Origin of the sequence: Haliscomenobacter sp., from assembly GCF_041740695.1 — a bacterium.
Lineage (GTDB): Bacteria > Bacteroidota > Bacteroidia > Chitinophagales > Saprospiraceae > Haliscomenobacter.
In genome coordinates this window covers 27,875-48,354 of record NZ_JBGSLK010000045.1, presented here as the reverse complement: position 1 = coordinate 48,354, position 20,480 = coordinate 27,875, and the positions used below count along the sequence as shown (strand labels likewise).

Annotated in this window: 17 protein-coding genes; 15 read left to right on the top strand and 2 right to left on the bottom strand. The window is 49.0% G+C overall.

What is annotated here, in order from left to right; all coding sequences use genetic code 11:
• Positions 1-40: 40 nt before the first annotated feature.
• From ACEW9O_RS10175 to ACEW9O_RS10105, 15 genes are all read left to right on the top strand, one after another.
• Positions 41-1,129, top strand: coding sequence for a serine hydrolase domain-containing protein (locus ACEW9O_RS10175; RefSeq protein ID WP_373550051.1), 1,089 nt, complete (start codon positions 41-43; stop codon positions 1,127-1,129).
• 152 nt (positions 1,130-1,281) lie between these two features.
• Positions 1,282-1,719: a hypothetical protein gene (locus ACEW9O_RS10170; RefSeq protein WP_373550050.1), complete on the top strand. Its 438-nt coding sequence runs from the start codon at positions 1,282-1,284 to the stop codon at positions 1,717-1,719.
• Positions 1,703-1,999 (top strand): DoxX family protein, encoded by a 297-nt coding sequence (locus tag ACEW9O_RS10165; protein ID WP_373550049.1) that lies wholly within the window; start codon positions 1,703-1,705, stop codon positions 1,997-1,999. The genes ACEW9O_RS10170 and ACEW9O_RS10165 overlap by 17 nt, the downstream gene beginning before the upstream one ends.
• A 157-nt stretch (positions 2,000-2,156) precedes the next feature.
• Entirely contained in the window at positions 2,157-2,600 is a 444-nt protein-coding gene (locus ACEW9O_RS10160; RefSeq protein ID WP_373550048.1) for a hypothetical protein, read from the top strand.
• 66 nt (positions 2,601-2,666) lie between these two features.
• Positions 2,667-3,239 (top strand): hypothetical protein, encoded by a 573-nt coding sequence (locus ACEW9O_RS10155; RefSeq protein WP_373550047.1) that lies wholly within the window; start codon positions 2,667-2,669, stop codon positions 3,237-3,239.
• A 21-nt stretch (positions 3,240-3,260) separates the two neighbouring features.
• Positions 3,261-4,181: an HTTM domain-containing protein gene (locus ACEW9O_RS10150; protein ID WP_373550046.1), complete on the top strand. Its 921-nt coding sequence runs from the start codon at positions 3,261-3,263 to the stop codon at positions 4,179-4,181.
• 103 nt (positions 4,182-4,284) lie between these two features.
• Positions 4,285-4,677 carry a DoxX family protein gene (locus ACEW9O_RS10145; protein WP_373550045.1) on the top strand — a complete coding sequence of 131 codons (393 nt, stop codon included), beginning with the start codon at positions 4,285-4,287 and terminating at the stop codon, positions 4,675-4,677.
• Positions 4,678-4,865: 188 nt separating this feature from the next.
• Positions 4,866-6,140: an Hsp70 family protein gene (locus ACEW9O_RS10140; protein WP_373550044.1), complete on the top strand. Its 1,275-nt coding sequence runs from the start codon at positions 4,866-4,868 to the stop codon at positions 6,138-6,140.
• Positions 6,141-6,237: 97 nt separating this feature from the next.
• The gene (locus ACEW9O_RS10135; RefSeq protein WP_373550043.1) at positions 6,238-7,038 is read left to right on the top strand and encodes an Asp/Glu racemase; all 801 of its coding nucleotides are present in this window, start codon (positions 6,238-6,240) and stop codon (positions 7,036-7,038) included.
• Between the two features lie 24 nt (positions 7,039-7,062).
• A complete protein-coding gene (locus ACEW9O_RS10130; RefSeq protein WP_373550042.1) occupies positions 7,063-7,782 on the top strand; it encodes a hypothetical protein in 720 nt (239 codons plus the stop codon).
• Positions 7,783-7,923: 141 nt separating this feature from the next.
• Entirely contained in the window at positions 7,924-10,356 is a 2,433-nt protein-coding gene (locus tag ACEW9O_RS10125) for an ABC transporter permease (protein ID WP_373550041.1), read from the top strand.
• A gap of 88 nt (positions 10,357-10,444) precedes the next feature.
• A complete protein-coding gene (locus tag ACEW9O_RS10120; protein WP_373550040.1) occupies positions 10,445-10,975 on the top strand; it encodes an NAD(P)H-dependent oxidoreductase in 531 nt (176 codons plus the stop codon).
• A gap of 88 nt (positions 10,976-11,063) precedes the next feature.
• Positions 11,064-11,474, top strand: coding sequence for a DUF1801 domain-containing protein (locus ACEW9O_RS10115; protein ID WP_373550039.1), 411 nt, complete (start codon positions 11,064-11,066; stop codon positions 11,472-11,474).
• Positions 11,475-11,592: 118 nt separating this feature from the next.
• Positions 11,593-12,975 (top strand): class II fumarate hydratase, encoded by a 1,383-nt coding sequence (gene fumC, locus ACEW9O_RS10110; RefSeq protein ID WP_373550038.1) that lies wholly within the window; start codon positions 11,593-11,595, stop codon positions 12,973-12,975.
• A gap of 167 nt (positions 12,976-13,142) precedes the next feature.
• On the top strand, positions 13,143-14,870 hold the full coding sequence (locus tag ACEW9O_RS10105; RefSeq protein ID WP_373550037.1) for a calcineurin-like phosphoesterase C-terminal domain-containing protein: 1,728 nt from the start codon (positions 13,143-13,145) through the stop codon (positions 14,868-14,870).
• A gap of 131 nt (positions 14,871-15,001) precedes the next feature.
• On the opposite strand, the gene ACEW9O_RS10100 is transcribed toward ACEW9O_RS10105, so the two are convergent.
• Positions 15,002-17,263, bottom strand: coding sequence for a TonB-dependent receptor domain-containing protein (locus ACEW9O_RS10100; RefSeq protein ID WP_373550036.1), 2,262 nt, complete (start codon positions 17,261-17,263; stop codon positions 15,002-15,004).
• A 10-nt stretch (positions 17,264-17,273) separates the two neighbouring features.
• Complete coding sequence (locus ACEW9O_RS10095; protein ID WP_373550035.1) at positions 17,274-20,027, bottom strand: alkaline phosphatase family protein; 2,754 nt, start codon at positions 20,025-20,027, stop codon at positions 17,274-17,276.
• Between the last annotated feature and the right edge of the window lie 453 nt (positions 20,028-20,480).

Here is a 20,480-nt window from a genome sequence, read left to right as displayed (position 1 = left end):
TATACACCGCGTGGGGTATGACAGTAACAATAATAAACACATGAGACCATTCATTCTAATTTTAGGTTTATGCTTGTTGTCTTTTTCGAATGGGCACACGCAAGCAGCGGATAAACTTAGACCACCCATCCCTGAGCTGCCTTTTGCGGCCCTGGAAGAGTCAGGTTTTAACAAAGATTCAATTAAAAACCTTTTACGGTCCATCAATGACACCCCACCTCGTGACTTTAGGGGATTAGTCGTCATAAAAAACAATCAACTGGTCATCGAAGAATACTTCAATACGTTTTGGCGGAATTCCATTCATGACATCCGGTCGGCAGGAAAAAGCGTAACCGCTTTACTTTTGGGCATCGCACTGAAGGAAGGCTTGGTGCAAAATGTAGAGGAGGATGTGTATTCGTTTTTTTCTAAACACAAATATCCGTCCCTGAATGAAGATTATAAGCAGATAAAAATCAAACATCTATTGAGTATGTCCTCCGGATTGGATGCTGATTCAGATAGTTCCCAAGCCATTGGCCACGCTGTCAACTGGATTGCCAGAGCCGATTGGAGAGCGTATCTGCTCGCTGTTCCCCTAAGCTCCAAACCCGGGAAAAAGTGGGTCTATGCCGACATCAACCCCCTGCTGATTGCTGCCATCATCGAGGAGAAATCCGGGATGAGCCTTAAGGATTATGCGCAAAAAAAACTGTTTGGCCCCTTAGGTATAGAACAGTTCTATTGGTACACGAATGCAGCACACCAGACCGGCGCTGCGGGTAATTTGTACCTGTCAACCTTGGATTTTGCTAAACTCGGACTGTTAGTCGTAAACGAGGGAAGATGGGCGAACACACAAATCATTGACCCGGATTACATCAAGAATTTGTCGGAGGAAACCTTTGATGTTTCCGACAATAACCCTTATGGGGACGCTTACGGCATGCTGTGGTATAAATCTCAGCGAACTTTCGGAGGAAAAAAGATAAACTATCTATTTGCGTCTGGAAATGGAGGCAATCATCTAATCGTCATTCCTGAAAAAGAAATGGTCATTGCCTTAACATCCAGTGCCTACGGGCAAGGATACGGTCATCGAAGGTCGTATAACATTATGAGCAAAATCCTTGCTGCGTTGGAATAAGTAACTCTTTTTTCTCAAAAAATCACCCAAATGGATGAAGACCTCATCTTAAAATACCTGCAATTTGGGGTGTCAATTGTGAACGATTGGGGCAGTTCCTGAAACCGGGAGCGCCTACAATCCATTCATTCATTCCTTAAAACCTTTTTTGTATGACCAATTCAATCAAGTTGATTGCAGGTTTTGTAATCTTAGTAGCCACTTTTTTGGTGACGCCAGAAGTGCAGGCACAAGGCAATGCTGAAAAACTCCCCGGCGTAATGGAAAAAAACGGAACTTATCTGTTTACCGCGCTGAAGATGTCGCCGGCTGACCAAGCAGCTTTGATGAAGCTGCTGAAGGGAAATGAGTCGTCCTACAGCCTAACGGTGAATTCCGAACGTAATGTCCAAAGTTACGGTCGTCTGGAGGGAGTTAACTTAAAAGTAAAGGAAATTGCCGGAAAAAAAATTACAACCCAGGTCGGCGCAACCTGTTATACGTTGACCCACGATAACCAATGTTTCAACATTACTACCTTAGTTAAGCTTCCAACCTTGAGTGCAGCAAACCAAGCAAAGGTAAAGAGCCTTGTTGAAAAATATTTGTAATAACCCGTACCTGAATACGGTTGATTTTGCGCCAATCGGTGTGCCTTTGGCTTGGGCCATCAAGCTCTCGCACGTCGCTGCCGCCATTTGCCTTTTGCTCGATAAATACATCAAACCTGCTGCGATTGTAACCATTTCCATCCTCTTGGCTGGCATTGTGATGTTACATTTCAAGGAAGGTTGGTATGTAGTTGGCGGCGGGAGGAAATGGGAGTATAATTTTTTGCTGATCGTGGTGTTGCTTGCGATTATGTACCCTAATGGATTAAGAATGGCTTAAAAGGTTCTCTTTTTTCTCAAAAAATCACCCAAATGGGTGAAGACATTGACTTAAAATACCTGCAATTTTGGGGAGTCAATTGTGAACGATTGGGGTAGTCCCTGAAACCGGGGGCACTTACAATTCATTCATTCATTAAATCCTTAAAACCTTTTTTATGACCAATTCAAGCAAGTTGATTGCAGGTTTTGTCGTGTTATTGGCCACTTTTTTGATGACTCCGGAAGTGCAGGCACAAGGCAATGCTGAAAAACTACCCGGCGTAATGGAAAAAAACGGGACTTACCTGTTTACCTCCCTAAAAATGTCACCAGCTGACCAAGCAGCCTTACTAAACCTGTTGAAAAAAGAGAAGGACACCGCCTACAACGTATCCGTCAATACCGCCAGAAACGACCAAAACTATGGGCGTCTTACGGGGGTGAATCTGAAGGTGAAAGAAATTGCTGGAAAAAAAATTACGACCCAAGCCAGCGCTACCTGCCACACGGTGAGCACAGATAACAACTGCTACACCATTAACACCATAGTTAGTCTCAAAGCCTTGAGTGCTTCAAACCAAGAACAGGTGAAGAGTCTGGTTGCAAAGTATTTGAAATAACCTGGAATTTCTCGGCCACTCAGTGGGGCAATTCGCTCCACTGAGTGCTGGTTTAAATGCTGCTCCATGCATCCATATAAAAAAATAGGCTACCTGGCATTTCTGGCCTTACATCTTGGAATCATTGTCAATTTCAATTTATTTGGGCTCAATGGATACCAAAGAGCGGAGGTTTTTGACCAACTCTCCAACAATGGAAAGCGCGTATTTACGGCCATCAAAAATTATTTACCGACCCGCGTGCCTTACGTTTTTGTGCCCTATGCTCATCTGGCCGGAATTGATACGGGCTATGGCCTGTTTGCACCGAATGTACCTTCGGCGGTGTCCGCAGCCTTTGAATTGACGGATGCGGCTGGGCGTTCCACCGCCTCCCTACCCATGTTGAATACCCGAGAGGGCCTGGACCGATTCAACGTCAACTTCAACACCTTTAAAAATTTTGAAGAAATTCGCCCGCTGCTCGCTTATGGCTGGGCCATCCGCATGCTCGAACTCAATCCCGGGCACAACAAAATTACGGTAGTGATCGGCAGCCACCTGCAACCCAGTATGGAAGCCTACCGCCAGGGTGAGCGCGCCAAATTCATCGAATCCGTGCGGTATGAATTTGAATTGGACGGTGAAAACAATGAATAAACCCAAAACACCACCTAAACCATGAAAACAAAGACCATCCTCTCCCAAATTGACCAATTCTTCTTCGCGCCAAGCTCTGGAAAGGTGATGGCTTTTTTTCGGATCACAATTGCCGTTTTTTGCCTGCTTAAATTTTGGTCCCTTTACAACGATCTGTTGAATATATTTGGTAGCCAGGGCTTCGTTAAAGGGGATGTTGCGGCCATTTTACTAGCGGATTATATGCCGAGGCTCAGCTGGTTCAGCGATGCGATTGCAACCTGGGGCGTCGCTGAAGTCGAGGCCATTTATGCTTTATTTTTCTTTTTTATCCTCGTATTAATCCTGTTGGGGGTCGGATTCCAGACCCGGCTCATGTCCATCCTGGCCCTTTTGATCCATTTGATGTTTTTCAATGCGGGCAAAATGTTCATGTATGGCGTGGATTACTTCACTACGGCTGCTTTGTTTTACGCGGTGATCATGCCCCTGGGCAAGTTTTATTCCCTGGACAATTATTTGCGGAGCAGGGCTCAAAACCCTGGCACCGTTCCCATCTTTTTCATGCGGCTTTTGCAGCTCCACCTCTGTTTGATTTATTTTTTTGGCGGTTTTCCAAAGACCTTAGGCCTGCATTGGTGGAACGGCGAGGCCGTCTGGAGAGCCCTATCTATACCCGGGTTTTACCAGTTGGATATGACCTGGCTGGCAACGGTACCCTGGCTTTCAGTAGTCCTGGGCTGGTCGGTATTGGTGATAGAATTAGGTTATCCCATCTTTATCTGGTTCCGTAAAACCCGCCCCGTTTTCCTACTCCTTGTAAGTTGCATGCACCTGGGGATTGGGGTTGCAATGGGTTTGCATTATTTTGCGGCGTTGATGATCCTGCTGAATGTCACCGCCTTTGGATGGCCTTACTTGGAGAAAAAAGGTAGCTGGCGGCATCAGCCTGTTTTAGTGTAGTACTTGTATAAATTTTGGGGATTGGGCAATTGAAAAAATACGCCCTATGGAATGAAATCCTGAGGAGAAAGTGTACCTTTTCGTCTCTAAATCAATGCCCAACATGAATTTCACCAACTCCACCTTCTTACTCCGCGCTGCCGTTGCAATTATTTTATTGACCCACAGCCTACCCAGCATTTTCACGGGTGACGTCAATAATTTTGGCAATTTGTATCTCAATACCGTTGGTTTTGCGCCAATCGGTGTGCCTTTGGCCTGGGCCATCAAACTATCGCATGTAGTTGCTGCCATTTGCCTATTGCTTGATAAATACATCAAACCTGCCGCCATTGTGACCATTTCCGTCCTGTTGGTTGGCATTGTGATGGTGCATTTTAAAGAAGGTTGGTTTGTAGTCGGAGGCGGGCGCAATGGATGGGAGTATAATTTTTTGCTGATTGTGGTGTTGGTCTCGATTATGTATCCAAATGGGTTTGTGCGGCGAAAAGGCTGAGTGCTTTTTAATAGACTTGTTGTAACGGGAGCGCTTGAGATCAAAAATAAGGGATTTTTTTCCTGATTGAGGCTTATTTTAGAGTGCGTAGCAGCGCTACGGACGAAAAAATAAACGAAAAGCAGGGAAAAAAGACCATTTTTGAGCCAAGCAGTCTCCCGTTACAACAAGTCTAATACCTTTACCCCATGAATCATTTTATCTACGGTATTGACTTTGGCACCACCAACTCGGCCTTAGCCATTCTGGACATCCGAACGAATAGTGTGCTGAAAATTTTCACCATCCCTTCCCTGCTGTTTTTTCCAGACGCACAAATCCCGAATGCTCCGGTAACTTATTTAGTGGGAGATGCAGCCGTGGAAGCGTATGTGGAAAGTAGGATGCAAGGCCGCTTTATGAAATCCATCAAAAGGGTACTGCCGAATAAAAGCTTCTTGGGCACCAGGATTTTTACCAAACTCTACAAAGCCGAGGATTTGGTTTCCTTGATTCTGCTCCACTTAAAAAAGCAAGCCGATGATTTTTTAGGCACCAACATCACCACTGCAGTGATTGGCCGTCCCGTAGTTTTTGATGAAACCCCCGAAAAAGACCGTTTGGCCCAAGACCGCCTGGCCAAGGCAGTACGCATTGCGGGCTTTGATACCTTTTATTTCCAAATGGAGCCCATCGGCGCCGCATTCACCTATGAGCGCCAAATCACCAAAGAAGAACTGGTACTCGTGGCAGACTTTGGTGGCGGTACCTCGGATTTTTCCATTATGAAACTCAAACCTGACGCCATCAACAATCCCGACCGCAGTGGCGACATGTTGGCCAAAGGCGGCATTTACATCGGAGGCGATAGTTTTGATTCTGACATCATGTGGCACCGGGGTACGCCGCATTTTGGCCGAGGCGTGAAGGAAAAATTGGAGGAAGGAAAATGGATTGATTTGCCCCTCTCCTATTTCACCAACATTTGTTCCTGGGAAAAAATGAACTTCCTGGACTCTTACAAATGGCGCAACACCATCAGCAAATCCTACTTCTCGTCGGGGCGGGATTATCGGGTAAAAAACCTGCTGACCTTGATCGAAAAAAACCTGGGTTATATCCTCTTCAAACAAATTGAAAAGGCAAAATTTGGCTTAACGGATCAGGATGTTTCCAGCTTTGCTTTTAATGAATTTGACATCCAGATCGATGAAGCCATCTCGATTGAAGACTTTGAATGCGCCATCATCCACAAAAATGTCGCTAAAATTGAGGCTTACTTGCATGCGTTCCTGAAGAGCCAAAACATTGATTTTGCAGATATTGACACGGTTTTTATGACTGGCGGAACTTCGTATGTCCGGCCGCTCAGCAACATTTTCACTAGATTATTTGGATCAGAAAAAATCAAATCCGGGGATAATTTCAATAGTGTAGCGACGGGGATTGCGTATAGTTATCAGGTGGTGTCGCAAGCCAGGTAAATTCAGCCCTCCTAAAAAAAATGGAAAATCTTGGTACGAATTGGGTTCCTGCAACACATGTCGGGGTAAACCTTATTAATCACCCAGATTTTTCACCATGAACCCTACATCTCAAACCTACACCGATCCGATCCGCATCGGTATGATTGTGCCCAGTTCAAATGTCACAATGGAGAAGGAACTTCCCTGCCTTTTTAAAGCCAGAGAAGCCTCCTTGCCCGAGCGATTCAGTTTTCATTCCAGCCGCGTGCGGATGAAGCGAGTGGACCCTCAAGAACTCCTGGCCATGAATGCCCAAGCCGATCGCGCTGCCTTAGAGTTGGCCGATGCCTCGATCGATATTGCGCTTTACGCCTGTTTGGTCGCCATCATGGTCGAAGGGCCAGGTGCCCATCGGCGCTCGGAAGCCCGACTCAAAAAAACACTACATGAGGCCGGTATTGCGGCACCAGTACTGACCAGTGCCGGAGCTTTGGTAGACACTTTACATGATTTGAATGCTGGTCGCATTGGTTTGATCGCGCCCTATCTGCCTGCCCTGACAGACAAAGTTTGTACTTATCTACAGCAAGAAGGGCTGGAGGTCGTTTCCGCTCAATCTTTGAGTGTAGCGGACAACGCCGCCGTTGGCCGATTGAATCCCGAACATTTACTCCAATTGCTCGACAACATTCCCCATAGCGTGGACACCATTGTGCTTTCGGCCTGCGTACAGATGCCTTCCCTGTCGGTTTTGGCAGAGGCCGAGCGGCGGACGGGCATCCGGGTCATTACGGCCGCCTCAGCTACCGTATTTCAAACCTTGAAAAAATTGGGCCTCTCCCCCGGAATCCATCAATATGGTTCGCTACTGAATGGTTCGGCCTGCGCTGAACGCCTGATTGCTTCCACCAATTAAACTCATTCCCTAAAGCCCAATAACATGAAATTGCGCGAAATATCAATCCTCGATCAAGAAGCCATTCCAGCAGCGTTAGAAGCTCTGCATTCCAAAGAAGGCGTACTGCTCCTGCAAATGCCCGCCGTATTTGTACTGCTGGCACCTGCTACCAAAAAAGGCGTAGAAAGCCTCAACCAGACCAAATTGCGCTTGCCACAAAAAAATTACGGCACCGCGATTGGCGACATTCAAAAATTCCATGCCCTGGCCAGCCCTGGGTCATTGCCCCATGAACTGAAGCGGGCTGAAGATTTAAACCGTTTGACGGGTGCTTTTATCCGTTTTGCGATTGGGCGCTCCAACTTTAATTCTGCTGCGGTACGGGCAGGCACCCATCAGGGCGTTTTGGTAGATGGCCCCCATCGGGATTTGTTCAAAGCTGTTGAGCAAAGTTTTGCACATCAGGCCGACCCTGCGCTATTTTGTGGGCATACTTTCAGTGCCCCTCTATGTACCAGTGCCAATTTGAGTGGTGACAGTCTGGGATCCATCACCGATTGGGATCGCGCTTATCGTTTTGCCCGGCAGCGCCACTTATCCGTGGTGATTCGTTGCGAAGCGGCTCAAGGTGAAAATGGCTCCTACCCTATTTTTTACTTTAAAGACAATCAGGCAACGATTGAGCGACATGGACCAGGCGAGGAAGCCATCATGCGTCGTTTACCCGAAAGGTTGTTTGCTGAAAGTTTGGCTTTTGCCTAATTGAACCCGGTCCCCCATCCCTTAGTCCGAAATTGAACACTTCCAGTTCAGTTTCGGACGTTTTTTTTACATGAAATTATTTTAAAATATTCATTATCATTGCCTTGAATACTTGGCACATTGCTTGAATAGCATATTGATATGATTCAAAATTACCTTACCATCGCCTTCCGTTCCTTGTGGAAAAACAAGGGCATCTCCGTCATCAACATTGTAGGCCTTTCCGTCGGTTTAGCCTGTTTCGCGCTGTTTTTGCTGGACGTCATCAACGAGTACAGTTTCGACCGTTTTCATGCGAAAGCCAATCGTTTGTACGCGGTTTATGAAGCCATCGGTGAAATCAGTGGCCAGCCCGCTCAAAAAATGAGCAACTTGCCAATGCCGCTCGGTCCAGCCTTGAAAGCCGATTTGCCCGATGTTGCACGGTTTGCGCGATTGCAGGGTGCAGGCGAAAGCTTCTTGGTGCGCACCCAGAACGGTGTGGTAGAAGAACAGGCCAGCTTTGTCGACCCGGCATTTTTCGAGCTATTCAGTTTTCCTTTTTTATACGGGAATGCGACCTCCGCGCTCGGCGCAGCGAACAACGTTGTTTTGACCAAAAAAATGGCGCAAAAGTTATTCGGGGAATCCAACCCAATGGGCAAAACACTGGAAATCAATGTATCCGGGGGCACTCATTTCGAGCCTTTTACCGTCTCTTCGGTCGTCCAAGATTTACCCTCCAATTCGAGCGTCCAGTTTGGCATCTTAATGCCCTTTGAAAAATTCGCCGCCAGTGAACGCGGCAGGGCAGTCGCAACGGACTGGGGCCAATTGTCGATGCAAACTTTTGTTGAGTTGCGTCCTGGTTCTGGCTTGCCAAAAAACCAGGCTCGGATGGATCAGTTTTTCCTAAAATATTATCCCGACGTAGAAAAGTCACTCCGCACAGCTGGTCTGTGGAACAAGCCTGAACCGCCCGTCACATTCGGCCTTTTGCCCATTCAGTCGCTGCACCACGACCAGAATTTAGGCGTAAATCCCTCCCTTTCGCTGATTTTGTTGGCCATCGGCGGCATTATTTTGCTCATCGCCTGTATCAATTTTACGACGCTTTCCATCGGGCGTTCCGCAGGTCGAGCACGCGAAATCGGGGTGCGCAAAATCGTTGGGGCGAGCCGGGGACAACTTTCCAGGCAATACCTGGTGGAAGCTATTTTGCTCAGTTGCGTTTCAATGGTGCTAGGCATAGCGCTGGCCGCAGTGCTTTTACCTATTTTTAATGATTTAACCGACAAGCAATTAGGTTTCAACTTCAAACAATTTCCCGAGCTTTTTTGGCTGATCCCCGGGCTCGCCGTGGTAGTCGGCGTTTTAGCAGGGACTTACCCAGCTTTCGTACTGTCTGGTTTTTCACCTCTCGAAACCTTAAAAAGCAAATTGAAAATTGGCGGGGAAAACTGGTTTACCAAATCGCTGGTCACTTTTCAATTCGTACTTTCAGTTGGTTTTATGGCTTGCACTTTCATCATGCTGTGGCAAATGAATTTTTTGCGCTCGAAAGACCTGGGTTTTGACCAGGAAAACGTAGTGGTAGTGAATGCCAGTGGCACGGTCGACCCGAATAAAACCCTCACCCGTTTTCGTGAGTCGCTGGCGAATCGTCCGGAAATTGCTGGGGTTAGTGGCGCAGAATTTTCGCTCGGCGCGGGTGCAATTGCGGGCAACACTCGGTTTGAGTACCAAGGGAAAACCACCGATATTTTTGAACATTTTATTGACTCGGACTACCTCCGCGTCCTAAAACTACCACTGGTATCCGGGCGAAATTTTGACCCAAACCGGGTGCAGGACAGCGTGACTTCAGTTATCCTCAATGAAACTGCCGTACGTAATTTCGGTTGGACCAACGAAACCGCGCTCGGCCAGGTACTCAGTGGCTACAATGTGGCGGAGCCCAAACTCAATCCCGTGGTGATCGGGGTGGTGCAGGATTATCATTTCCGTTCGCTCCACGAAAAGGTATACCCGATGCTATTTATGTCTCACGGCCGCTTGCCGCAACAGTTTTTTGTGCGCATCGCTCCCGGCGACCCCCAGCAGGCACTTAGTCAAATGCAGGCCGCCTGGGCCAGTGTGGAGCCAGTTTTGCCTTTCCGCTATACTTTTTTGGATAAAAATCTTCAGAAATCTTATGTGGCCGAATCCCGCATGAGCACGACCATTGCTTGGGCTGGTGGCATTGCCGTATTTCTGGCCTGTTTGGGCTTATTTGGTTTGGCCGCCCTTTCGACGCTGAATCGCACCAAAGAAATCGGCATCCGCAAAGTCCTCGGCGCATCGGTTGCAGGCATCACAAGGCTTTTGACCAAAGATTTTTTAAAATTGGTCGTCGTGGCCATTGGCATTGCTTCGCCGATCGCCTATTATTTTATGCAGCAATGGCTGGCAGATTTCGCCTATCGGATTGACATGCAATGGTGGATGTTCGCACTGGCAGGTGCGGCAGCGATGGTGATTGCATTTTTGACGGTCGGTTTTCAATCGGTCAAAGCCGCTGTGACCAACCCGGTGGAGAGTTTGCGGAGCGAATAAAAACAATTAAAAATGAATATCCTAATCGTATACAGCCACCCGAGTACAAAATCTTATACCTAATACCATCTTAGAACAACTAAAAGCATTGTTTGCAAAAGAAAACTGGGAGGTAGAAGTATCTGACTTATACGCCTTGGATTTTCAAAGCGACATGACCGAAGCAGAATATGAACGCGAAGGATTTGCAAAAGTTGAATTGCCCATTTCAACGGATGTCCTCTCCGAGCACCAAAAGATAGAACAAGCGGACTGTATTGTCTTTTTATACCCAGTTTGGTGGAGCGATTGTCCTGCAAAATTGAAAGGTTGGTTTGACCGGGTTTACTGCGTCGGATACGCCTACGGGCATCAGGCCAATGCACAAAAAATAAAAACGATTAAATATGGATTGGTGATTTGTACGGCCGGACACCCCAATGAATTTCTGGCCGAAATAGGCATTGCCCAAAGCATGCAAACCATTATGTTGGACGACAGACTGGGGAAACGATTTGAACATAAGGAAATGCTGATCTTGGGAGGGACTTTGGACTTGGAAAAAGTCCGGGAAGTACACCAGCAAAAATTGGGCGCATTGATTCCAAAAATAAATACCTACTGTGGTAAGGCACGATGAAAAATTATAAGGAGTAAAACTTGACAAACGAAAAGTTTTTAATATTTTTACAAACACAAAATGTTTTTCAACAAAACGCAAAACATCCATGAAAGCAACCCTTACCGACCAAGAACAAGTAACTGAACACATCCAGCAGCTCGAGCCAAGCGTGGGCCAGATTGTTGAAACCTTGCGGCAAATTATATTAAGCACCAACCCCGAAGTTGGCGAAAGGATAAAATGGAACAATCCAAGTTTTTACTACACCGGAGAAATGAAAGAATTTGACCCAAAAGAATACAAAAGGGACCTGATTGTAATGAACCTGCACAAAGGGCGAATCATGCTGGTATTTCCAAGTGGGGCAAAAGTAAATGACCAATCAAGCCTGCTTGAAGGGGATTACAAAGATGGCCGACGGATTGCAACTTTTAAAGACCTGGATGACGTACAAGCAAAACAAGGGGCTTTGCAGAAGATCGTCGTGGATTGGTTGGAATTGGTGGACAAGGAATAAATGTCAACCCACATAGCCACAATCCCTGATAATTCTCAGCCCCATTCCCCACCTTACCTTCCTCAAATTTCCTATCTTTGCGGCACTTTTTTAAACCAAACGCTAAGCAGACCACATCATGGCTTTCCGCAAAGAAAAAGACAGCTTGGGCTACGTAGATGTACCCGCTGATAAGTACTGGGCCGCACAAACCCAACGTTCCAAAGAAAATTTCAAGATCGGTGGGCACTTGATGCCCCTGGAGATCATCCGTGCTTTCGCAATTTTGAAAAAAGCAGCCGCTTTTACCAACTTTGAAGCGGGGGAATTGTCCAAGGAAAAAACCGATTTGATCGCCCAGGTGTGTGATGAAATTTCGGCAGGAAAACTGGATGACCAATTCCCCCTGGTGGTGTGGCAAACCGGTTCCGGTACCCAATCCAACATGAACGTCAATGAGGTGATCGCCAACCGCGCGCACGTCCTCACCGGCGGGACTTTGGAGGATGCCAAAAAGGTACTGCACCCCAACGACGACGTGAACAAGTCGCAATCTTCCAACGATACCTTCCCCACGGCGATGCACATTGCCGCCTACAAAATTTTGGTAGAAACCACCATCCCTGGCATCGAACTGCTACGCGACACCCTCAAAGCCAAGTCTGCGGAGTACATGAAGGTGGTCAAAATTGGTCGTACCCACTTGATGGACGCCACCCCGCTGACCTTGGGCCAGGAATTGTCGGGCTACGCAGCGCAATTGGACTACGGCATCCGCGCCATCAAACATACTTTGCCGCATGTGGCGGAATTGGCCTTGGGTGGTACGGCAGTAGGTACGGGATTGAACACCCCTCCTGGCTACTCTGAAAACGTAGCGAGCCACATCGCAAAATTAAGCGGCCTGCCCTTCGTTACGGCGCCCAACAAATTTGAAGCATTGGCTACCCACGATGCCCTGGTAGAAGCCCACGGTGCGTTGAAAACGGTCGCGGTAGCCTTGATGAAAATCGCTAACGACATTCGTTTGCTCGCTTCTGGCCCACGTTCGGGAATCGGTGAAATCATCATCCCTTCCAACGAGCCAGGGTCTTCCATCATGCCCGGCAAGGTGAACCCTACCCAATCCGAAGCCATGACCATGGCGATGGCGCAGGTAATGGGCAACGACGTAACCATCAACATCGGCGGCATGAACGGCCATTTTGAACTCAACGTGTTCAAACCCGTCATCATCTTCAACTTCCTGACCTCAGCGCGCCTGATCGGCGATGCTTGTGTGAGCTTCAACGACAACTGCGCGGTGGGCATCGAACCCAACTACGCCCGCATCACCGAACAACTCAACAATTCCCTGATGTTGGTGACGGCGCTGAATACCAAAATTGGCTACGACAACGCGGCAAACATTGCCAAAAAAGCACACGCGGAAAATACCACACTGAAACAAGCCGCCATCGATTTGGGCTTGTTGACCAGCGAGCAATTTGATGAGTGGGTCCGGCCTGAAGAAATGGTCTAGGGTTACCACTGATCTAAAACCGCTCCCCGAAAGTTTGAAACTTTCGGGGAGTTCAGGTACGTAAGTTGTTCTATTTATCCCTATTTTTAATGGTTTTGGCCATAGTCTAATCGCGGAGCGATTGAATTTAGAATAGCCCCGGTAGTCCGGGGAAAAGCGTAGGCGAAATGGCCACAACCGCGGTAGCGGTTGAACAAATTCCGACACAGTTCAACCGCTACCGCGGTTGTGGAACTCATCTAAATCCCCAAAATCCCCGGACGACTGGGACTATTCTAAATTTAACCGCTACCGCGGTTAGGAAACAGAAAATTCGAGAGGACGATCTGACTGAATTTGTCCTAAACCCCCAAACCACTCCACCCATGCACCCGATAAAACAAACAGCCCGTGGCTACATCTACGAACAAGGAAGCACCCGTGGCGTTCCCGGCGTGATGGTCAGCAACCAACGCCAGGTCGTTTTGACCGACGAGAACGGCTACTACGAACTCCCCCTGGAAGAAGACTGTAGTATCTTCATCACCAAACCTGCCGCTTACACCTTCCCTTTAAACGAACACCAGCAGCCTCAGTTTTATTACCTCTATCGCCCCAATGGCTCGCCTGAGCCCGAGCGTTTGAGTCCCTATCCCGCCATTGAATCAACTGGAGAAGTACCGAATCCGCTGAACTTTTATTTGATCAGCTCAGAGCCAAAGGTTGAGTTTACCGCCATTTTGATGGGTGACATTCAGCCTGAAACCAGTAAAGAAATTGACTATTTCCGCCATCTTGCCGTGCCCTCCTTGCAAGCTGAGCAGGCCGACTTTATGATCCCCCTCGGCGACTTGGCCTGGGACGAACTGGAAGTCCACCCCGATGTGCGGACCGCAATCGGCGAAATTGGCAAACCCTGGTACACAGTCATGGGCAATCACGACATCAACATCCGCGCTACATCCAACCGTTTTGCCCGCGAAAGTTTCCAGTACTTTTTTGGCCCCACCTATTATTCCTTCGATTATGGGCAGGTACATTTTGTGGTCTTGGACGATGTGGATTACAGCGGTTGGAATATGAAACGGGACGAACAAGGTATCACCGAAGGGCGACTCGATGCCCGGCAATTGCAATGGCTAGCCAGTGATTTGGCCCTGGTTCCCAAAGACAAACTGGTTTTTCTACTCTCGCATATCCCCATTTACACCAAAACGGCATCTCACAATCCGTACCGGAACATCATGAACCGGCGGGATTTGTACGCTTTGCTCAAAAAACGGCCCCACTTGTTTGCCGCTTCTGCACATACACACACCATCGAGCAAGTTGACTTGAGAGAAGGCGGTTGGGAGCAGCGCAATGTACCCTTCCCGGAACTGATCTCCGGAGCCATTTGTGGTGCCTGGTGGCAAGGGCCCCTGGAAGAAGACGGCCTGCCCATACGCATGGCGATGGATGGGGCACCCAACGGATATTTTGTTTTCCAGTTTTCAGGAACCAGTGTGCGGTACCAATTTAAACCGCTGGGGGTGCCAGAAAACAAGTCGCGTTATGTCCTCCGCTTTCCGCGCAGCACTGGTTCAAGTGCTGGCGAGCTAGTCGTCAATGCTTTTGCTACCCCGCCCGATGCATTGATTGAGGTGAGTTGGAATGGTACAGATTTTGTTCCGCTTAAACAGTTTGAAGGCATCGACGCCTATGTGGATGAATTTTTGAAGACCCACCGCGAAAAATACGACATCTGGATGGGGGCCAAAGTGAACCTGCACTTGTGGAAAGGGGAGTTGCCCAAAGGATTGGGGGATGGTAAGCACCAGTTGGAGATCAGGATTGTCGAAAAAAATGGGGAGCAGTACGGGGGCGTGCATTTTTTGGAAGTCAATACATTGGCAAAAGCAAAAATTAAGGGATAATTACAGTAGACTTTATCAACTTCCATCCTTAGGTGTCCCTTCAGTGTCTTAGGTTTCTTAGGTGGTGAAATCAAGTTTTTTACCGCCTAAGAAACCTAAGACACTGAAGGGACACCTAAGGGGCGACAGAATTAAAACTTCCAATCCAAGCCGACCCAAATACTCCTGCCCACACCATCAATCCCCGAGCCATGCGTGCGATAAGCCTCGTTGAACAAGTTGTTTAGCCCCGCCTGTAGCTCCACTTGTTTGAACTGATACGCACTGCGTAGATTCAGGACATTCCAACCCGGCGTGCCCCCTTGCGGAATGCGGGGATCTGACTTGTCGCCTCCCGCCAAACGATCCTGCTTACTGGCGTAGAGCCACTCGATGCGGTTGAACCATTGCTTGTGCGGCTGGTATTGCAAGGCCACCCGGCCATTGAGCGGTGGAATCCGACGCATCGGTTCATTCGCGGTAGTATTTTGGCCAAAAGTATAGGTCAAGCTGCTTTGTAGGCTCAAAATTTTACTCAATGCCCAGACAAAATCCACTTCAGTCCCCCGAATGAATGATTCTGCCGCATTTTCCTTCTTGTACACATCACTCCCCTCGTAAGTGGGCGAGCCTTCAAAAGTGCTGCGCACCCGCGTCACCAGGTCGCTCAAAGTGGTGTAAAACCCGGCCACATTTGCCTGAAATTTGCCCGAACTGTATTTGTAATTCAACTCGTAGGTAGTGGTTTTTTCGGGTGAAAGATCGTAACTCGGCACTTCAATTCCAAAATCAAAACGCCCAAAACTGGTCATGTCGTTGATGTTGGGCGCACGGAAACCGGAGTAGATTCCGCCGGAAATGGCGTGGTTTTGACCCATCTGATACCGCAAAAGCGCATGCGCCACCAGGGCATCGGGGGTGATTTCGGTATCTCCAAACGTAGCGTCTTTTATGGCCAATCGCACCTGATTGTAGCGCAATCCCAGGTTCAAAGTCCAGGCTTTCCAGCTCAGTTGATGGGCGGTAAAAGCTGCTGTGTTGGTGGCATTGGTTCCCGCTGGATAGAGACCCCGGCGTGGGGTGACGGCCCCCGTTTCGGTATTGGTGTTGGTGCCACCACTGCTTATTTTGTCGTCGTAAAGCTCCAGCCCCGAGGTGATTTTCCAAAAAGCCAGGGGCTGTGCGTGCCATTCCAGCACGTAACCGAGGGTGCGGATTTCATCCAGTTCATTGCTGCGGTTGATGTTGTTATTGCGCTGAAAAATGCGGCCCTCTTCGGCGAACTGCCAGGAAGCGGTCAAGGTCAGATTTTGTAGCCAAGGGGATTGACCTTCCCAGGCCAGGCGACCATAGGCCATTTGGCGGGTTTGGGGCTCAAACTGGGCCAGGCTGGCTCCGGTTACGTATTGGTCGTAACGTTCAACTTCGGATTGGAAAAGGCCATTGTAAGCCAGAGTGAATTTGGCGCGATTGCTGAGTTTGAAAACCGCTTTGGCATCGGCGGCCCGTTCGTGATAACTGGAGGGGCCTTCTTTGCCCAGACCTTTTCCGGCATAATGGTCACCAAAATTGCGCAGGCTGGTTCCGGCCCGAAAAGCTACTTTTTTATTGGCAGCCTTCAATTCAGCATGTACCGTTTGTTCCATGTCCCGATCCAGGTAACGCCCCAGCAGGCGGCCACCAAACTGCCAACCTTCGGTGGAAAATTGCGGCGTCGCCGTCAAAACCTGGATGGCACCACCCATGGCATCGCTGCCGTACAACACTGAGCCAGCCCCGCGCACGACCTCAATTTGTTCCACACTGAATACGTCAATGGTGTTGAAATACTGGTTGGGGCCAAAGCGGTAAATCGAGTTGTTGAGCCGCAAGCCGTCCATGAGCAGGAGAGTTTGGTTGCCCGTTAGCCCACGGATAAAGGGGGAACCGCCGCCGTGGTTGGTTTTTTGCACAAAAACACCCGTCAGCCCTATCAGCGCTTCGGGCATACTACGGGCACCATTGTGGATGATGTCGCTGGCCTTTAACACGCTAATTGCTTCCGAGCTGCTGAAGGTTTGGTTCAAACTGCGTTGAGCGGTGATGACCAGGTTGTTTTGAATAAGCGTCGCTTCGGCATCCAGGTAAAGGGTGTCGAGCTGGATGTCCGCCCCGCTTAGGCTGATGCTTTGCTCTTTTTCAGCATAACCCAGCATTGATATGAGTAAGGAATAAGTGCCCTCCTGTGCTGGCGCGTAAAGAGTAAAGCGGCCCTGAGCATTGCTGGCAGTACCGCGCTGGGTGCCTTTGAGCCAGAGGTTGGTGCCAGAGAGCGGCGCTTTGGTTTTGGCGTCAAGCACTACGCCCTGAATGTTTTGGGCCCAAAGAGGAACTTGCCATAAAAGGAAAAGGAGGATGAGAATCGGCTTATTCATACTGTTGATGTTATTCTTGTTTTTTCAAAAAGTCTTCCACGTTGTCCAACTTTGGCGACTCGATGACTGCCTTCCAGTCGAACTTGGCGTCCATCGGCGTCAAGGCTTTTTGTGGATCAAAAATTTTGGGATTTACAGGGAAAGCCTTGTAGGGAGTGAAATCAGGTTGATTGGTGAATAAATCCGCCAAATCACTGGCCGCCGCATCGTATTGATTCAGGTACGGAATCCCCAGGATGTTCCAGAAGGTTTTAAAAATACTGCCAAAGCTATAATGCTGGTGCCCCACGTAATTTTTTCGGGCATAAGGAGAGATCACCATCAAGATGCTCCGATGGGCGTCCACGTGATCCTGCCCATCTTGCGCATCATCTTCGGTGACTACGATGGCCATGTTTTTCCAATAAGGGGTGTTGGACAAAAATTCTACCACACGGCCCAAAGCCAGGTCATTGTCGGCTACATAACTCGATTTGAAAGGGTAACCCGCATGGGGCCGTTCACCTGCGGTATGGTCGTTGGGTAGGATGATGGTGAGTACTTCGGGTAGGGTTTTGCCAGGGCCCAGGTACTTTTCATTGAACTCATCTATAAAGGTTTTAGCGCGGAACTGGTCGGGAATGGCCATGTTGTAAGTGGCATACCTGCGCGAGGAGCGATCGAACAAGGGGCCGGGAACGGGGTAGTTGACCAGGTATTTCAAGCCTACGTATTTCATGGTAGAATCGTCGATGCCGCCCGCGAGTTCGACGCCGAAACCGAAATTGAAAAAATCCTTTTTGTTGCGTTCCAAGTGATCCCACATGGAGCCCGCTTCGTTGTAATCTTCGGGATAAATGGCCCCGGAAGAGCCGTATAGCAAGAGGTTGCCAGGTGCTTTGCTGTTGCCGCGCATGCTGCGTTTGCCCCCATAGGATGCAGTTACCCCTGTTTCCACCCATTCATTCGGGTACGTGTTGACCAGCCAGCGGTGGCCGTCGGCGGAGTGGTCAGAATCGACATAAAAATTGTCGCTGATGGCAAAACGTTCGGCCAGGGCGAGGTGGTTGACGGCGATGGTGGCGTTCAAAACACTATCGGTATGGCGGCGGTTGACGATCTTTTGGTTGGCACCAAAACGGGCCATGGTGGGGTCACCCCGTACACCTTTGACTTGGGCAAAAACCTCGTCGAAAGTTCGATTCTCCTTGGAAATGAATACGATGTATTTAATTGGACTATCTTTTTGGCCAGGAAAAAGTGGGACTGGGTTACCTTTGCGCCAGCTGAATTGTGGGTCGTTAGCGGGCGCAAAGGCATAATTTTGGCGAAGCACCTCCGCTGTATGCGCCTTGAGTTGTTCGGCATTGGGAATGTCGATGACGCTGAACAAACCCTTCATCAAACCACCAACGTAGTGGCCTTCGGGCCCGTCTTTCCAATTTTTGCCACCGTTGGGACCACTGCCGTAACCTTTGGCGGAGGTGACCAACAGTTTTTTACCATCGGGTGTAACTGCCACTTTGGAAGGAAACCAACCCGTGGGGATGTGCCCCAGTACCTCCAGCTTTTCGGCATCGATCACGCCGACCGCATTGACCCCGGATTCGGCCACAAAGAGCTGCTTCCGGTCGGGCGAAAGCGCCAACCCAAAGGGAATGACCCCCCTGAAACCGCCCAAGCGAGCATCGGGTTTCAGAAAGATGTTTTTAACCACCGTATCCTTGACGAAGTCGATGACCGAAATACAATCGTTGTTGCCATTGGAGACAAAGACGTAGCGATCGGAAGCCACCAGCGAGTTAGGACTGGCCCCTCCCACTGCAGGGATGCCTTCTACTAAATCGCCAACCAGGAAGCCAGTTTTGATCTTTTTGCTCAGCTGCGGGCGTTCCTCCAGGGAATATTTCCACACCGAAAACCCTTCGGGGGTGTTCGGATCGCCCAGCCCGGGTACATCTAATTTACCTTTTTTGTACCCATCCCGCATCTCAGGGGTATTGAACCCGGAAGTGGGAAATTCAGCAGCGGTACCTTTGAGGTCTTTCGGGTCGAGGTTTTTCAGTGGTTTGTATTCAAAAATCCCCACATTGGCTACGTATAGGCTGCGCCCATCGGGCGAAAGGGTGATGCCAAAAGGATAGCGACCCGTAGGTATGTTGTGCAGGAGTTTAAGGCTGTTGGCATCGATGACCAGGAGGCGGAAACCAATTTGATCCACCGCGTACAGGCGGGAACCGTCGCGGGAGAGGATCATGTCGCCGATGTAGCCGTGGGTGTAGTCGCGCTCGCCATCGATGACGCCACATTTGAGTGAGTCGAGTTTTTTACCCGTTTGCAGGTCAAACTTGAAAATTTTGTTGGATTGCCCGCCTGCCACAAAAACGTAACGGTTGTCGGGCGTGATGGCGAGGCCCATAAAAACCGATTCCAGGATGCCGACCTGATTGTTGGCACCCTCGGGGATTTGGCGCACGATGGGTTGGCCACTACCATCAAAGTTGCGGATGACACTGATAGAGAACGGAGCGTTGCCAGAGTTGGCGGTCACGGCTACTTTGCCATCGGGCGAGAGCACCAAGCCATAAGGGTGAGGAGCAGTGAGTACACTTTTGCCAGCGGGCCGGATGATGCGACCATTGGGAATGATGCTTTCGCCTGCCTGATTGATTTGGCAGTATTGGGCTCCCGCGGGCGCCTGGGCAATCCAGGGATTTTTGGGGGCACAGGCAGTGACAATGAGCACAAGAAACAGGTAGCTCAGGGTTGAAGTGTGTTTGAACATGACGCTGAATGGTTTTATTCAGCGTAAAGCTAAGGGGTTTTGGGGGAGCTGAGGTGAGTGGAGGGAAAAATTGATGTTGGGGTGATGTTGGGTTAACGCACACACATTACATGACAATGGATTAGCCCTGAAAGGGCGGCATAACATCAAGAGTGGGCAACGCCCATTCTAATCAGGGAATAACTCGTTAAGTAAAGAAGCCCTGAAGGGGCGACATCATTCGGCGAGATTATATCGCCCTTTCAGGGCTGGTCACATGAATTACGGTTAGTAGTTAGCTCTTCGAAAGGGCGGTACCCTTTCTTTACGTTATGCCGCCCTTTCAGGGCTAATCCGCGAAAAAGTGAGGATTACTCGTCCTTTTTATGCACCAATTGTTTGCCATCCCAGGCCCAAACCGTTTTGGTAATGGTTTCCACACTATTGCCAATTGTAGCGTGTTGAATCAAGAGA

Bases quoted from the DNA above. Each gene is read 5' to 3' on its own strand.
- ACEW9O_RS10175 (WP_373550051.1), top strand. From the start codon at position 41: ATGAGACCATTCATTCTAATTTTAGGTTTATGCTTGTTGTCTTTTTCG.
- ACEW9O_RS10170 (WP_373550050.1), top strand. From the start codon at position 1,282: ATGACCAATTCAATCAAGTTGATTGCAGGTTTTGTAATCTTAGTAGCC.
- ACEW9O_RS10160 (WP_373550048.1), top strand. From the start codon at position 2,157: ATGACCAATTCAAGCAAGTTGATTGCAGGTTTTGTCGTGTTATTGGCC.
- ACEW9O_RS10155 (WP_373550047.1), top strand. From the start codon at position 2,667: ATGCATCCATATAAAAAAATAGGCTACCTGGCATTTCTGGCCTTACAT.
- ACEW9O_RS10150 (WP_373550046.1), top strand. From the start codon at position 3,261: ATGAAAACAAAGACCATCCTCTCCCAAATTGACCAATTCTTCTTCGCG.
- ACEW9O_RS10145 (WP_373550045.1), top strand. From the start codon at position 4,285: ATGAATTTCACCAACTCCACCTTCTTACTCCGCGCTGCCGTTGCAATT.
- ACEW9O_RS10140 (WP_373550044.1), top strand. From the start codon at position 4,866: ATGAATCATTTTATCTACGGTATTGACTTTGGCACCACCAACTCGGCC.
- ACEW9O_RS10135 (WP_373550043.1), top strand. From the start codon at position 6,238: ATGAACCCTACATCTCAAACCTACACCGATCCGATCCGCATCGGTATG.
- ACEW9O_RS10130 (WP_373550042.1), top strand. From the start codon at position 7,063: ATGAAATTGCGCGAAATATCAATCCTCGATCAAGAAGCCATTCCAGCA.
- ACEW9O_RS10125 (WP_373550041.1), top strand. From the start codon at position 7,924: ATGATTCAAAATTACCTTACCATCGCCTTCCGTTCCTTGTGGAAAAAC.
- ACEW9O_RS10115 (WP_373550039.1), top strand. From the start codon at position 11,064: ATGAAAGCAACCCTTACCGACCAAGAACAAGTAACTGAACACATCCAG.
- fumC (WP_373550038.1), top strand. From the start codon at position 11,593: ATGGCTTTCCGCAAAGAAAAAGACAGCTTGGGCTACGTAGATGTACCC.
- ACEW9O_RS10105 (WP_373550037.1), top strand. From the start codon at position 13,143: ATGGCCACAACCGCGGTAGCGGTTGAACAAATTCCGACACAGTTCAAC.
- ACEW9O_RS10100 (WP_373550036.1), bottom strand. From the start codon at position 17,263: ATGAATAAGCCGATTCTCATCCTCCTTTTCCTTTTATGGCAAGTTCCT.
- ACEW9O_RS10095 (WP_373550035.1), bottom strand. From the start codon at position 20,027: ATGTTCAAACACACTTCAACCCTGAGCTACCTGTTTCTTGTGCTCATT.